This is a genomic window from Micromonospora sp. NPDC049580 (assembly GCF_040675595.1).
Classification (GTDB): Bacteria; Actinomycetota; Actinomycetes; order Mycobacteriales; family Micromonosporaceae; genus Micromonospora.
In genome coordinates, this window is record NZ_JBFAPG010000129.1 from 1 (window position 1) to 13,153 (window position 13,153).

Below are 13,153 nucleotides of genomic sequence, written 5' to 3' on the forward strand. Positions count from 1 at the left end.
GTCCGCGCGTCCAGCTCCGCGTCGAGCCGGGCCAGGGCGTCCGACCGCGCGGCCGAATCGGCCGGCGCACGCGACCGGCCCGCGGAATCGGCTGGCGCACCCGACCGGTCCGCGGAATCGGCTGGCGCACCCGGCCGGCCGGCGGGGTGGCCGCGTCCGAGCGACCGTGCGGTGGCCTGGGCTGGTTCGGTTGCGGTGCCGCAGGCGGGCAGCGCCACCCGGTGTGCCGCCGCCGCGAACGCCGCGCCGACCAGCCCGGCGGTGGTCAGCCGGCCGACCAGGAACGACTCCAACGAGGCCAGGTCGCTGACCCGGCCGGCGGCGACGGCCGCCTCCAGGCCGCCGGAGTGCGCGTGCGCGCCGGCCGGGAAGCGCCCGTCGGCCAGCAGCAGGAGCAGGCTCGACGTCGCCATCAGAACAGGAAGTACCGCTGGGCCATCGGCAGGTGGGGCACCGGGTCCGGCTCCACCACCTCGCCGTCGATCCGCACGGTGAAGGTGTCCGGGTCCACCTCGATGTGCGGCATCGCGTTGTTCTCCGGCAGGTCGGCCTTGCCCCGGGACCGCACGTCGGCGACCGGCACGACCCGCCGCCGCACGTCCAGGCGCAGTCCGGCGTCCAGGGCCGCAGGCGCGACGAACGTCAGACTGGTGGCGGCCGCCGCGACCCCGTACGCCCCGAACATCGGGCGCGGCAGCATCGGCTGCGGGGTGGGGATCGACGCGTTGGCGTCACCCATCTGGGCGTACGCGATCATGCCGCCCTTGAGCACGAGGTGCGGTCGTACGCCGAAGAACGCCGGGTCCCAGAGCACCAGGTCGGCGAGCTTGCCCGGCTCGACCGAGCCGATCTCCCGTTCCAGCCCGTTGGCCATCGCCGCGCAGATGGTGTACTTCGCCACGTACCGTCGCGCGCGGTGGTTGTCGGCCGCGCCGTCGCCCGGCAGCGTGCCCACCCGCTCCTTCATGACGTGGGCGCTCTGCCAGGTCCGCAGGATCACCTCGCCCACCCGGCCCATCGCCTGCGCGTCGGAGCCGATGATGGAGATCGCCCCGAGGTCGTGCAGCAGGTCCTCGGCGGCCATGGTGGACGGTCGGATCCGGCTCTCGGCGAAGGCCAGGTCCTCCGGCACGGACGGGTTGAGATGGTGGCAGACCATCAGCATGTCCAGGTGCTCGGCGAGTGTGTTGCGGGTGTACGGGCGGGTCGGGTTGGTCGACGACGGCAGCACGTTCGGCTCGCTGGCGACCGTGATGATGTCCGGCGCGTGCCCGCCTCCCGCTCCCTCGGTGTGGTACGAGTGGATCGCCCGACCGCCGATCGCGCGCAGCGTGTCGGCCACGAATCCCGCCTCGTTGAGGGTGTCGGTGTGGATCGACACCTGGACCCCGGAGGCGTCCGCCACCCGCAGGCAGGCGTCGATCGCCGCCGGGGTGGTGCCCCAGTCCTCGTGCAGCTTGAAACCGCCCGCGCCGGCCCGTAGCTGCTCCCAGAGCGCCTCTTGCGAGACGGTGTTGCCCTTGCCGAGCAGCAGCACGTTGACCGGCAGCGTGTCCAGCGCCTCGTGCATCCGGGCCAGGTGCCAGGCGTTGGGCGTGACCGTCGTGGCCCGGGTGCCCTCGGCGGGGCCCGTGCCGCCGCCGACGAGTGTGGTGACGCCGCCGGCGAGCGCCTCGGTGACGATCTGCGGGCAGATGAAGTGCACGTGGGTGTCGACGGCGCCTGCGGTGAGGATCCGGCCGTTGCCGGCGATCACCTCGGTGGCCGGGCCGATGACCAGGTCGGGGTGGACGCCGGACATGGTGTCCGGGTTGCCGGCCCGGCCGAGGGCGACGATCCGCCCGTCGCGCAGCCCCACGTCGGCCTTGACCACACCCCAGTGGTCGAGCACGACGGCGCCGGTGATGACGGTGTCGAGGGCTCCTTCGGCGCGGGTGGCCCGCGACTGCCCCATCGACTCGCGGATCACCTTCCCACCGCCGAAGACGGCCTCGTCGCCGCCGACGCAGTGGTCGGTCTCCACCTCGATCAGCAGGCTCGTGTCGGCCAGCCGGATGCGGTCACCGGTGGTGGGTCCGTACAGGTCGATGTAGCGGTCCCGCCGCACGGCGCTCATCGCGCCGGCCTGTTGCTAGTCGGCGCCTCGCTCGTCGGCGCCTCATTTGTCGGCGCGTCTGTCGTCGGCGCGTCTGTGGTCGGCGCGGGCGGGGACGCGTCGTCCAGCGGCCCGGCGCACTCCCCGCGCAGGCCCGGCACGACGCGCGCGCCGCCGAGCGGGACCAGGTCCACGCTGCGGCTCACGCCCGGCTCGAAACGGACCGAGGTGCCCGCCGGTACGGCAAGGCGCTGCCCCCAGGCCGCGACCCGGTCGAAGGTCAGGGCCGGATTGGTCTCGGCGAAGTGGTAGTGCGAGCCCACCTGCACCGGCCGGTCGGCGGTGTTGACCACGACCAGGGTGGTCACCGGCCGGCCCGCGTTGATCTCGACCGGGTCGGCCGCCGGCAGGATCTCCCCCGGGATCACGGGATCGGGTGGTGCACCGTCACGAGCTTGGTGCCGTCCGGGAACGTCGCCTCCACCTGCACCTCCCTCAGCAGCTCGGGGATGCCGTCCTGGACGTCGTCGCGGCCGAGCACGCTCCGACCGGCCGACATGAGGTCGACCACCGACCGACCGTCGCGGGCGCCTTCGAGCAGAAAGGCGGTGATCATCGCGACGGCTTCGGGGTAGTTGAGGCGCAGGCCGCGTTCGCGGCGGCGGCGGGCGACATCGGCCGCGACGTGGACGAGCAGGCGGTCCTGCTCGTGCGGGCTGAGGAACACGGGACTCTCCGGTGGGGATCGGCGTGTCCGGCTCGCCGTCGGCTCCGTACGGAGCTGCGCCGGGCAGCAGTCACCCGGGGACGAGCTGGAGTCACACGACCGCCGGAACCACAGTCGGCGGGGTGGCCCGGGACTCCACCATCCCGGCCCGCGCGACGGGCATCCGGCGGTGTCCGGTCGGATGCGGACCGCACCGCCCACCGCTTGAGCAGACCGTAGAGGATTGTCACCGGCCGGGGCAACAGTCCGTTCGGGATCAGCGGCGACGCCACGGCCCGTCGGATAGCCGACTCGCCCCCGCGCATCCTGGCGGTGTGCGGCGCCTGGCGCACGAGCGCGTCGATGGGATCATGACAGGGCGGGTCCGTCCCGTCGTCCCGCCCGCTCCCGCGCGGGCGCGCGGCGTCCATGGTGGAGGCAAGTCTTGGGAGAGTCGGCCACGCCGCCCGCAACGAGCGGCGGCAGCGGCAGCGGCGATCACCGGATCCGGACGCTCGCCGTGATCGGCGTGGTGGCCAACGTCCTCGGTGTGGTGACCGCGGTGGAGAGCGTGCTGCGCCGGGACGTGCTGCTGTTCGTCCTCACCCTCACCGCGGTCCTGCTGCTCGCCGGGTTCTGGCTGTGGTATCGGCGGACCCGTCTCGCGGTCGCTCTGCTGGCGCTGGGCTGCCTGCTGCTCGGCGGTGTCGTGGCGACCCAGCTCAACCGCCAGTCGACGTCGCCGCCCACCGCCGGCTCCCCGACGGGGACGTCGGCCGCCGCGCCCCCGCCGGCCACCGACCCCGCCACGCCGTCCGCGGGGCAGGCCACCCCGACCACCGGGGGTACGACGGCGACGGACCCGGACGCGCCCCGCACCCTCGTGGACCGAAACGTCGTGCTGCCCCGCGCCGCCGCGGTCGACGTCGACCAGCCCGATCAGCAGGTCGTCGCGCACCACTCGAACGGTGCGACCGATGGGCTGGACCTGTACCACGACTGGGGGCAGGTGCGCTCGGACAACATCCAGGTCGCCAACGCGCCGAACGTGTACCCGTACTCCGGCGGCAACCCCGCCCAGGCGTACGCGGGCTGCGTCGCGTCGGCCACCGGGTCGGCGCGGGACTCGTTCACGGACGGCGCCGACTTCTGTTTCCGTACCTCCGAGGGGCGGTTGGGGTTCGCCACCATCACCACCACCCGGGCGGATCAGGCGTTCGTCGTCCACGTCGTGGTGTGGGACGCCACGGGGGCCTGACGCCGGGCTGTCGACAGGTACGCGTACTCATTCCCGCGCGAGTCATTGCGGGAGATGATCGCCCGATGACGGCGATGAGGCGTACGCACGCACTGTTCGGTGCGCTGTTCCTGGCGGTGGCCACGGTCGGGGTGTGGCTGCTCTGGCTGGGCTGGGACACCGGTTACACGGTCGACGCGCGGACCGGCGCGACCAGCGGCCCGTACGAGCCGTGGCAGGTGATCGGCTGCGTGCTGACGCTCGTGCTGCTGGCCGCCCTGGCCGCGTGGCGACTCAGCCCGTGGCTGGTGGCCCCCGTGATGACTGTCGCGTTCACCGCTGCCTGGTCACGCCAGGCCGCGTCGCGCGACGACAGCGGGCTGTGGGTCGTCGGGGCGGTTCTGGTGCTGGTCGGGATGGCGGTGGGCAGTACGGCGGTGAGCCTCGCCGTACGCCGGGTCGCCCGTGGTCGGGCCGGCCGTTCCGACTAGGACGTGTCCTGTCGACCACGCACCGACTCGTCGGTTCAGTGCCGGTGGGTGAACGCGCGCCCGGCCACCGCGAACAACGACACGCTGATCGTGGCGACGAACACCCGCATCGTCGGGTCGAAGTTCAGCGCCGAGCCGAGGTCACGGGAGATGTGCACGCCGACGAAGGTCGGCACGGCGCTCCACACCGTGACCGCGAGCAGCAGCAGGGCGACGCTGGCGATGACGGCGGCGAGCAGGCACTGGCGCACGTACCGAGCGGACCGCCTGCCGCGTACCCACAGCCGGGCGATCGCCGACGTCGGTGGCCGACGCCAGCTCCCGTGCCGTACCCAGCTCTCCTCGTGGTCGTCGAGGGAGTAGCGGTTGACGATCGCCTGGATGAGCAGGTAGGTGCGCAGGAGCAGGTAGACCTTCGATGGAGCGCCGAACGCGCACCACCGTTGCAGCTCCCGGGTCTCGGCGCGGATCCGGCCGGCCCAGGCACGCAACTGCCGGTCGGTGACGTCGACACCCGTCCGGTTGACGCGGTGCCACGCGAACTCGAACGTGGTGGCGGCGCGGTCCAGGGCCTCCACGGCACGACGCCGGTCCTCTGTTGCCGGATTCAACTCGACCCAGTCGGCAAACTCCAGGAGAGCGGCGATCAGGGCCACGTCGGGACGGGTCCAGTGGTCCCGCTCGATGCGCCACTCCCGCACGATCGGCCACAGCGCGACGAAGAGCAGCCCAGCACCCGCGAACGCGAGCCCTACCAGGACGTCGTACCAGCGAGTCCCGTGGATCGTCGGGACGGTCGACACCGCGACGCACGCCGCGGCCACGGCGCCGCCGACGACGGCCACGCCGCGACACTGGATGGCGAGGCGCGAGACGACCAGCGCGACGATGAACCCGAACAGCAGGCTCGTGGCGAAGGCCACCAGCCGGTGAGCCAATGGCCCACCGACGATGCCGAACGCCGCGACGGCGGCCACCACCGCGCCGAACAGGAGCGGTAGCAGTCCTGGCGTCCACAGTGAGCGCAGCGCGCAGTGCCGCCAGGCCAGTGCGAGCTCGGCGGCTCGTACCGTGGGGACCACCGACACTGGATCATCGTCGACGTGATCCCAGAATGTGTCGTAGCCGACGGCAAAACCGTGCAGCCTGTGCCCACGCTCCCTCTTGTGGTTGGACAGCGTCGTCGCGCTGATTTGTTCCCCTCGGGTGACCCACCACGGCACCGCATCCGGCTTGTCGGCGACATCTACCGCGTCGACCGGGTTGCCGGCGTCCGACCAATCGACGTCGGCCCGCGTGCTGTCAGGCTCTTCGTCACCGAACAGTAGGTCCTCATCAGCGGGTGGTTCAGACCACCGACGTTGATACGGCGGGCGTTCGTCCGCGACCTCGACCAGGTCGTCGTCGAACACGTCCGCCAGCCGCGACCGCGCGCGTCGCGGCAGCGGCGGGTCTACAGGTGCGGGCGCGTCGGCTGCCCATTCGTCCACGCGATCACCACCAGGTCGCGGATGTGCCTCCGTCTTAGCACGCCATGACAAGCCGACGATGCCCGCCGGGGCGCCCACAACCGCGGGTGGGCCGGTCAGCGGGCCGCCACGGGCTCCCGTGCCGGGCGGGGTGTCGACGTCCCGGCGAAGGGGATGTCGACGGCGTCCGCCGGACCCGGTCGGCCGTCGGGGTGCCGCCACAGTCCGCGCTCGCGCAGGATCGGCAGGACGCCCTCGCCGAACCAGTACGCCTCCTCCAGGTGCGGATAGCCGGAGAGGATGAACTCGTCGATGCCGAGCGCGTGGTACTCGGCGATCCGGTCGGCGATCTCACTGTGGCTGCCGACGAGCGCCGTGCCCGCGCCGCCCCGGACCAGTCCGACGCCGGCCCACAGGTTGGGTGAGACCTCCAGGCTGTCGCGGGAGCCGCCGTGCAGGTCGAGCATCCGGCGCTGCCCCTCGGACTCACTGCGGCGTAGCCCGTCCTGCACGGCCCGGATGTCGGCCTCGGCGATGCCGTTGAGCAGGCGGCGGGCCTGTGCCCACGCCTCGTCGGCGGTGTCCCGGGCGATGACGTGCAGCCGGATGCCGAACCGCAGCTCCCGGCCGGCGTCGGCGGCCAGCGCCCGCACCCGGCCCAGTTTGTCGGCGACCTGGGCCGGCGGCTCGCCCCAGGTGAGGTAGACGTCGCTGTGGCGTACCGCCACCGGCAGGGCGGCGGCGGACGAGCCACCGAAGTAGACCGGCGGCACCGGGTCGGGCAGCCGGTGCAGCCGCGCCTGCTCGACGCGCAGGTGCGTGCCGTGGTGGTCGACCGTCTCACCCCGCCACAACGCGCGGACGACGTGCAGGAGCTCGTCGGCCCGCGCGTACCGGGCGTCCTTGTCCAGGAAGTCGCCGTACGCACGCTGCTCCTGCGACTCGCCGCCGGTGACCACGTTGAGCAGCAGGCGGCCCCGGGACAGCCGCTGGAACGTCGAGGCCATCTGGGCGGCGAGGGTGGGTGAGGTCAGGCCGGGCCGGAAGGCCACCAGGAACCTGAGGCGTTCGGTGACCTCGGTGAGCATCGCCGTGGACAGCCAGGCGTCCTCGCACCACGCGCCGGTCGGGGTGAGCGCGCCGACGAAGCCGAGCTGCTCGGCGCTGCGGGCGATCTGCCCGAGGTACGCCACGCTGGCCGGGCGGGCGCCACCGGCGGCTCCGGTCGGTACGCCGTGGCCGCCGCCGACGATGTCGCGACTGTCGCCGTTGGTGGGCAGGAACCAGTGGAAGGTGAGGGTCATCGGGGCTCTTTCCTCCAGTGCGCGGCGGAGCGGGTGCGGGCGGCGCGCGCGGTGAGGCGGCACCTCCTGAGGGGTGGGACGATCCCGCCGACAGCCTACCCATAAAACCTATCGGGTTAGTAGGCTACCGCCCACGGTCACCCACGCCGGTCGATGCGGCCCGGCACACCTGCCCGACCCAAGGAGCCGCCATGCGCACCCCCTCGACGAGTCATCCCCCGCGTCGCCGTCTGCTGACGGCCGCGTTCACCGCCGTGGTCCTGCTCGCCACGGCCAGCGTGAGCGCCTGCGGCGGGCCCGCCGACGCCGGAGGCGACGCCGGCAAGCTACGGGTCGGCTACCAGCGCTTCGGAGGGCTCAGCCTGGTCAAGGCCCGCGGTGGCACCCCGGGCGTCGAGTGGTCGCTGTTCGAGAGCGGGCCGGCGCTCACCGAGGCGCTCAAGGCCGGCTCGATCGACATCGGACAGGTCGGCGAGGCGCCACCCGTCTTCGCCGCCGCCGGAAAGATCCCGTTCTCCATCATCGGCACCTCGGCGCCGATCTCGCAGGGCGAGGCGGTGCTGGTCAAGGCCGACAGCGGCTACCGCAGCTTCGCCGACCTCAAGGGCAGGACGATCGCCCTCAACAAGGGCTCCAACGTGCACTGGCTGCTGGTCCGGCTGCTGCAGGCCAACAAGATGACGTTGAACGACATCGAGGTCACGTACCTCAAGCCGGCCGAGGGGCGGCCCGCGTTCGACAGCGGGCAGGTCGACGCCTGGGTGATCTGGGACCCGTACTTCGCGCTGGCCGAGCAGCCGGGCGTCCGGGTGCTCGCCGACGCGACCGGCCTGGCGAGCAACCGCGAGTACGTGCTGGCCGCCCCCGACGCGGTCGCCCAGCGCTCGGACGACATCCGGGCGTTCCTGCAGCGCTACCGCGAGGTGACCGACTGGGGCATCGCGAACCCGCAGGAGCGGGCCAGCACGCTGGCGCCGGAGCTGAAGATCCCGCAGGACGTCACCAGCCGCGCCCTGGACCGCAGCGCCAAGCCGCTCGCCCCGATCACCCCGGCCATCGGCGACGAACTCCAGGCGATCACCGACAGCTTCATCGCGCTGGACCTCATACCGGGCCCGGTCGACATCAGGAGCCGGCTGGACGACCGCTTCAGCGCGGTGTTCCAGTGAGCCGTACACCTCTGCTGGAAACGCCGCCCGAAGCCGCGGCCGTCGCGCCGCCCGACCCCGGGCGCCCCCGGTCGACCCGGCGGTGGCGGCGGCTGGTCAGCCCGCTCGTGCTGGTGCTGGGCTGGGAACTGGCCGCCCGGACCGGGGTGCTGGCGCCGGAGAAGCTGCCCGCGCCGAGCGACGTGCTGGCCACCGGCTGGCGACTGTCCCGCGACGGAACGCTCGCCGTCCACCTCGTGGACTCCCTCACCCGGGCCGGAGCGGGGCTGCTCATCGGCGGCGTCCTGGCGCTGGTCCTGGGCACGGTGGCCGGGCTGCTGCGACTCGGCGACGACCTGGTCGACCCGCCGGTGCAGATGGCCCGGATGCTGCCGCACCTGGGCCTCGTGCCGCTGCTGATCATCTGGGTCGGCATCGGCGAGTCGCTGAAGATCAGCCTGGTGGCCCTGGGCGCGTTCTTTCCCATCTACTTCAACACCTACGCCGGCATCCGGGACATCGACGAACGGTTGGTGGAGGCGGCCCGCGCCTGCGGGCTCGGGCAGGCCGCCCGGCTGCGCCACGTGGTGCTGCCCGGCGCGCTGCCGTCGCTCTTTCTCGGCCTGCGCCTCGCGATCGGGGCGGCCTGGCTCAGCCTCGTCGTCGGCGAGCAGGTCAACGCCCAGACCGGCATCGGCTTCCTGATGATGGAGGCGCGGGAGTTCAGCCAGACCGACGTCGTGGTCCTCGGCCTGCTCGTCTACGCGCTGCTCGGGCTGATATCCGACCTTGCCCTGCGCGTTGCGGAGAGGAGGATGTTGACATGGCGACGCGGACTGCGGGCCACCTGACCGGCACGACGCCGGTGCTGACCGCCCACGCGATCCAGCGGGCGTTCGGGCCGACGGTCGTGCTGGCCGGGGTCGACCTGACCATCGCGCGGGGCGAGGTGGTGGCCCTGCTCGGCGGCAGCGGCTCGGGCAAGAGCACCCTCCTGCGCATCCTCGCCGGCCTGGACGGCGACGCCAGCGGCGACACCGTCGTGCACGGCACCGCCGCCGTGGTCTTTCAGGAACACCGGCTGCTGCCCTGGAAGCGGGTGGCGGCCAACGTCGGGCTCGGCCTGTCCGGCCCGGACACCGCCGGTCGGATCGAGCGGGCGTTGCGCGAGGTCGGGCTGGCCGAGCGGCACCGGGCCTGGCCGGCCGAGCTGTCCGGCGGGCAGGCGCAGCGGGTGGCCGTCGCGCGCGCCCTGGTCCGCGAACCGGACCTGCTGCTACTCGACGAACCGTTCGGCGCTCTCGACGCGCTCACCCGGCTGAGGATGCAGGTGCTGCTGCGCCGACTGCGCGCCGAGCACGGCTTCGCCGCCCTACTGGTCACCCACGACGTGGAGGAGGCGCTCCTGCTGGCCGACCGGATCCTGCTCCTCGACGGCTGCCGCATCGCCGCGGAGTTGCCCGTCGACCTGACACCCACCCGTACGCCGGACGACCCGGGCTTCGGCGCGCTGCGCCGCCACCTGCTCGACCGACTCGGCGTTCCCACCACCTGAGGAAGCGGAGACCCGATGACCCGCTGGACCCCCGACCCCACCTTCTACCCGTCACCCCGCGAGGCGGCGACCGCTCCGGCGGAGAAGCTCGCCTACGTGGCGGCCTTCGACCGTACGGCCAGCCGCCCGGACGCCATCGCGGTGCTGGACACCGATCCCGACTCCCCCGACTACGGCCGGGTCGTCGGCTGGACCGACCTGCCGTACGTCGGCGACGAGGTGCACCACTTCGGGTGGAACGCGTGCAGCAGCGCGCTCTGCCCGACCGCTCCGCACCCGCACGTCGAGCGGCGCTACCTGATCGTGCCCGGCCTGCGCTCGTCGCGGATCCACGTTCTCGACACGCAGCCCGACCCGCGCCAGCCGCAGGTCGTCAAGGTGATCGGACCGGAGGAGCTGGCGAAGCGGGCCGGCTACTCCCGGCCGCACACCGTGCACTGTGGGCCGGACGGCATCTACCTCTCCGCCCTCGGCGGCGCGGACGGCGAGGAGGGTCCGGGTGGCATCGCCATCCTCGACCACACCACGTTCGACGTCCGCGGGGCGTGGGAGGCCGACCGGGGGCCGCAGTTCCTGGCGTACGACGTGTGGTGGCACCTCACCCAGGACGTGCTCGTCACCAGTGAGTGGGGCACCCCGTCCATGATCGAGGACGGGATCATCGGTGAGCTGCTGCTGGGACGGCGCTACGGCCATGCCATCCACTTCTGGAACCTCGCGAAACGCCGGCACGTGCAGCGGGTCGACCTGGGTGATCAGTACCAGATGCCGCTGGAGCTGCGCCCGGCGCACGATCCGACGAAGTCGTACGGGTTCGTCGGGGTGGTGATCAGCGTCGAGGACCTGTCCGCCTCGGTCTGGCTGTGGCACCGCGACGGGGACTCCTGGGCGGTCACCAAGGTGATCGACATCCCGGCCGAGCCGGCCGACCCGGCGGACCTGCCCGACCTGCTCAAGCCGTTCGGCGCGGTGCCGCCGCTGGTGACCGACATCGACCTGTCGGTGGACGACCGGTTCCTCTACGTCTCCTGCTGGGGCACGGGTGAGCTGCGCCAGTACGACGTCACCGACCCGCTGCACCCGGTGCAGACGGGCTCGGTGCACCTCGGCGGGATCGTCCGCCGGACCGCGCACCCGTCCGCACCGGACGAGGCGTTGGCCGGTGGGCCGCAGATGGTCGAGGTGAGCCGGGACGGGCGGCGCGTCTACGTCAGCAACTCGCTCTACGGCGCGTGGGACGACCAGTTCTATCCGGACGGCGTGGGCGCCTGGCTGGCCAAGCTCGACGTCGACGTCGAGGGCGGCGGGCTCACACCCGACGAGCGGTTCTTCCCGCACGGCGAGGAGTTCCGAGGGCTGCGCGTGCACCAGACCCGGTTGCAGGGCGGGGACGCGTCCTCCGACTCGTACTGCTTCCCGTGACCCTCGGGACCCTCGCGACGCTGGCGGCGCTCGGCGCGTTCCACGGTCTGAACCCGGCGATGGGGTGGCTGTTCGCGGTGGCCCGGGGCCTGCAGGAGCGCAGCCAGGCGGCGCTGCTGCGCGCCCTGCCGCCGATCGCGGCCGGGCATCTCGCCTCGGTGGCGATCGTCGCCGCCCTGGTCACCGCGACCAGGTCGGTGACGGCGAGCACGGCCCTGGCGGTGGTCGGCGGCCTGCTGCTGGTCGGCTTCGGGTTGTGGCGGCTACTTTCCGAACGGCACTTCCGCTGGGCGGGGATGCGGCTGTCCGCGGCACAGCTCGCCGGGTGGTCGTTCCTCATGTCGTCGGCGCACGGCGCGGGGCTGATGCTGCTGCCGGTGCTGGTCGCCGAGCCGGTGCCCGGAGGTCACTCCGGGCACCTGGCCGCCGCGCCGGTCGGTGCGCTGCCCGGGTTGGCCGCGGCGGGCGTGCACACCGTGGCGATGCTCGGCACCGCCCTGGTCGTGGCGATGCTGGTCTACCAGGTGCTCGGGGTCGGGGTGCTGCGTCGGGCGTGGTTCAACGTCGATCGGCTCTGGGCCGGCGTGCTGGTGGCCGCCGGGCTGGTCACCCTGCTGCGGGCGTAGACCACCCACCGTGGACGGTCAAGCTCTGTGATCTCATGTCGCCATGGTCACTCCGACTCCCCTCATGCAACTGGTGGCCGGTGTGTGGGGGTTCAAGACCCTCGCGGCCGGCGTCGACCTCGGCCTGTTCACCCGGCTCGCCGGTGGGCGGACGATGACCGTCGAGCAGGCCGCGGCCGAGTTCGGGCTGCCGGACCGGCCGGCGGACCTGCTGCTCGCCGCGTGCGCCTCGCTCGGCCTGTTGGAGAAGGCCGGCGACGGCTACCGCAACTCCGAGTTGGCCGAGCAGTTCCTGGTCGAGGGCCGCCCCTACTATTTCGGCGCCCAGATCCGCTACTCCGACCTGCGCACCTACCTGCCGTGGCACCGCATCGGCGAGGCGCTGCGCACCGATCGACCGTTGACCTGGGACCCCGAGTCTCAACAGTCCATGTTCGACACCGCTGACCCGGAGATGCTGGCGCAGTTCTGGGACGCGATGTATTCGACGTCGAGCTTCACGGCGACCGCGCTGGCCGACGCGTACGACTTCTCCGCGTACCGCCGACTGCTCGACGTGGGCGGCGGGGCCGGCGCGTTCCCGATCGAGTTCTGCCGCCGCCTGCCCGAGCTGCGGGCGACCGTCCTGGACCTGCCGCACGTCTGCGTACGGGCGCGGGAGCGGATCGCGGACGCCGGTCTGACCGGTCGGATCGACGCGGTGCCCGGCGACTTCCTCGCCGATCCCGCGTTGCCGGGTGGGCACGACGTCATCCTGCTCAGCATGATCCTGCACGACTGGGACGAGCCGACGAACCGGGCGCTGCTGGCCCGCTGTCACGCGGCGCTGCCGCCCGGCGGCGCCATCGTCGTCTGCGAGCTGCTGCTCAACGACGAGCGCACCGGGCCACCGGAGGCGGCTCTGATGGGCATGAACATGTTGGTCGAGACCGAGGGCGGCCGGAACTACTCGGCCGCCGAGTACGGCGCGTGGCTCACCGACGCCGGGTTCGTCGACGTCCGTACCGTGCCGTTCGATGCCCCCGGCGCCAACGGCGCGGTCGTGGCCCACCGGCCCTGAGCGCCGACGGCACCCGACCCGGAGAGGGTCGGGTGCCGCA

At 72.7% G+C, this 13,153-nt stretch carries 13 protein-coding genes and 1 pseudogene; 8 read left to right on the forward strand and 6 right to left on the reverse strand.

Annotation, left to right across the window (positions count from 1 at the left end; translation table 11 throughout):
- The 4 genes and pseudogenes from AB0J68_RS13550 to AB0J68_RS13565 all read right to left on the reverse strand — a co-directional run.
- Nucleotides 1–413 (reverse strand): annotated as a pseudogene (locus AB0J68_RS13550) (hypothetical protein); the annotation flags it as partial.
- Complete coding sequence (locus tag AB0J68_RS13555) at nucleotides 413–2,116, reverse strand: urease subunit alpha (RefSeq protein WP_363938547.1); 1,704 nt, start codon at nucleotides 2,114–2,116, stop codon at nucleotides 413–415. The gene AB0J68_RS13555 and the pseudogene AB0J68_RS13550, both read right to left, overlap by 1 nt.
- Entirely contained in the window at nucleotides 2,113–2,523 is a 411-nt protein-coding gene (locus AB0J68_RS13560) for an urease subunit beta (RefSeq protein ID WP_363938550.1), read from the reverse strand. Before AB0J68_RS13560 ends, AB0J68_RS13555 begins: the two co-directional genes overlap by 4 nt.
- Nucleotides 2,520–2,822 (reverse strand): urease subunit gamma, encoded by a 303-nt coding sequence (locus AB0J68_RS13565; protein ID WP_354860532.1) that lies wholly within the window; start codon nucleotides 2,820–2,822, stop codon nucleotides 2,520–2,522. Before AB0J68_RS13565 ends, AB0J68_RS13560 begins: the two co-directional genes overlap by 4 nt.
- 424 nt (nucleotides 2,823–3,246) lie before the next feature.
- On the opposite strand from AB0J68_RS13565, the gene AB0J68_RS13570 reads away from it, so the two are divergent.
- Both AB0J68_RS13570 and AB0J68_RS13575 read left to right on the forward strand, forming a co-directional pair.
- Nucleotides 3,247–4,059, forward strand: coding sequence for a hypothetical protein (locus AB0J68_RS13570; RefSeq protein ID WP_363938554.1), 813 nt, complete (start codon nucleotides 3,247–3,249; stop codon nucleotides 4,057–4,059).
- Between the two features lie 65 nt (nucleotides 4,060–4,124).
- On the forward strand, nucleotides 4,125–4,529 hold the full coding sequence (locus AB0J68_RS13575) for a hypothetical protein (RefSeq protein ID WP_363938557.1): 405 nt from the start codon (nucleotides 4,125–4,127) through the stop codon (nucleotides 4,527–4,529).
- Nucleotides 4,530–4,564: 35 nt separating this feature from the next.
- Here the strand turns inward: AB0J68_RS13575 and AB0J68_RS13580 are convergent, their stop codons facing one another.
- Nucleotides 4,565–6,019: a hypothetical protein gene (locus tag AB0J68_RS13580; RefSeq protein ID WP_363938559.1), complete on the reverse strand. Its 1,455-nt coding sequence runs from the start codon at nucleotides 6,017–6,019 to the stop codon at nucleotides 4,565–4,567.
- A 95-nt stretch (nucleotides 6,020–6,114) separates the two neighbouring features.
- Nucleotides 6,115–7,302 (reverse strand): LLM class flavin-dependent oxidoreductase, encoded by a 1,188-nt coding sequence (locus AB0J68_RS13585; RefSeq protein WP_363938562.1) that lies wholly within the window; start codon nucleotides 7,300–7,302, stop codon nucleotides 6,115–6,117.
- Between the two features lie 191 nt (nucleotides 7,303–7,493).
- Here AB0J68_RS13585 and AB0J68_RS13590 point away from each other — a divergent pair, with 191 nt between their 5' ends.
- Genes AB0J68_RS13590 through AB0J68_RS13615 form a run of 6 tightly spaced genes read left to right on the forward strand, consistent with a single transcriptional unit; the run spans nucleotide 7,494 to nucleotide 13,113 of the window.
- Nucleotides 7,494–8,471 carry an aliphatic sulfonate ABC transporter substrate-binding protein gene (locus tag AB0J68_RS13590; protein WP_363938565.1) on the forward strand — a complete coding sequence of 326 codons (978 nt, stop codon included), beginning with the start codon at nucleotides 7,494–7,496 and terminating at the stop codon, nucleotides 8,469–8,471.
- Nucleotides 8,468–9,301 (forward strand): ABC transporter permease subunit, encoded by an 834-nt coding sequence (locus tag AB0J68_RS13595; protein WP_355066507.1) that lies wholly within the window; start codon nucleotides 8,468–8,470, stop codon nucleotides 9,299–9,301. Before AB0J68_RS13590 ends, AB0J68_RS13595 begins: the two co-directional genes overlap by 4 nt.
- On the forward strand, nucleotides 9,274–10,005 hold the full coding sequence (locus AB0J68_RS13600) for an ABC transporter ATP-binding protein (RefSeq protein WP_363938568.1): 732 nt from the start codon (nucleotides 9,274–9,276) through the stop codon (nucleotides 10,003–10,005). The genes AB0J68_RS13595 and AB0J68_RS13600 overlap by 28 nt, the downstream gene beginning before the upstream one ends.
- 15 nt (nucleotides 10,006–10,020) lie before the next feature.
- Nucleotides 10,021–11,427, forward strand: a complete 1,407-nt coding sequence (locus tag AB0J68_RS13605; RefSeq protein ID WP_363938570.1) for a selenium-binding family protein — start codon at nucleotides 10,021–10,023, stop codon at nucleotides 11,425–11,427.
- Nucleotides 11,424–12,053 (forward strand): hypothetical protein, encoded by a 630-nt coding sequence (locus AB0J68_RS13610; RefSeq protein WP_363938572.1) that lies wholly within the window; start codon nucleotides 11,424–11,426, stop codon nucleotides 12,051–12,053. The genes AB0J68_RS13605 and AB0J68_RS13610 overlap by 4 nt, the downstream gene beginning before the upstream one ends.
- A 43-nt stretch (nucleotides 12,054–12,096) precedes the next feature.
- The gene (locus tag AB0J68_RS13615) at nucleotides 12,097–13,113 is read left to right on the forward strand and encodes a methyltransferase (RefSeq protein ID WP_363938574.1); all 1,017 of its coding nucleotides are present in this window, start codon (nucleotides 12,097–12,099) and stop codon (nucleotides 13,111–13,113) included.
- The last annotated feature ends 40 nt before the right edge of the window (nucleotides 13,114–13,153 follow it).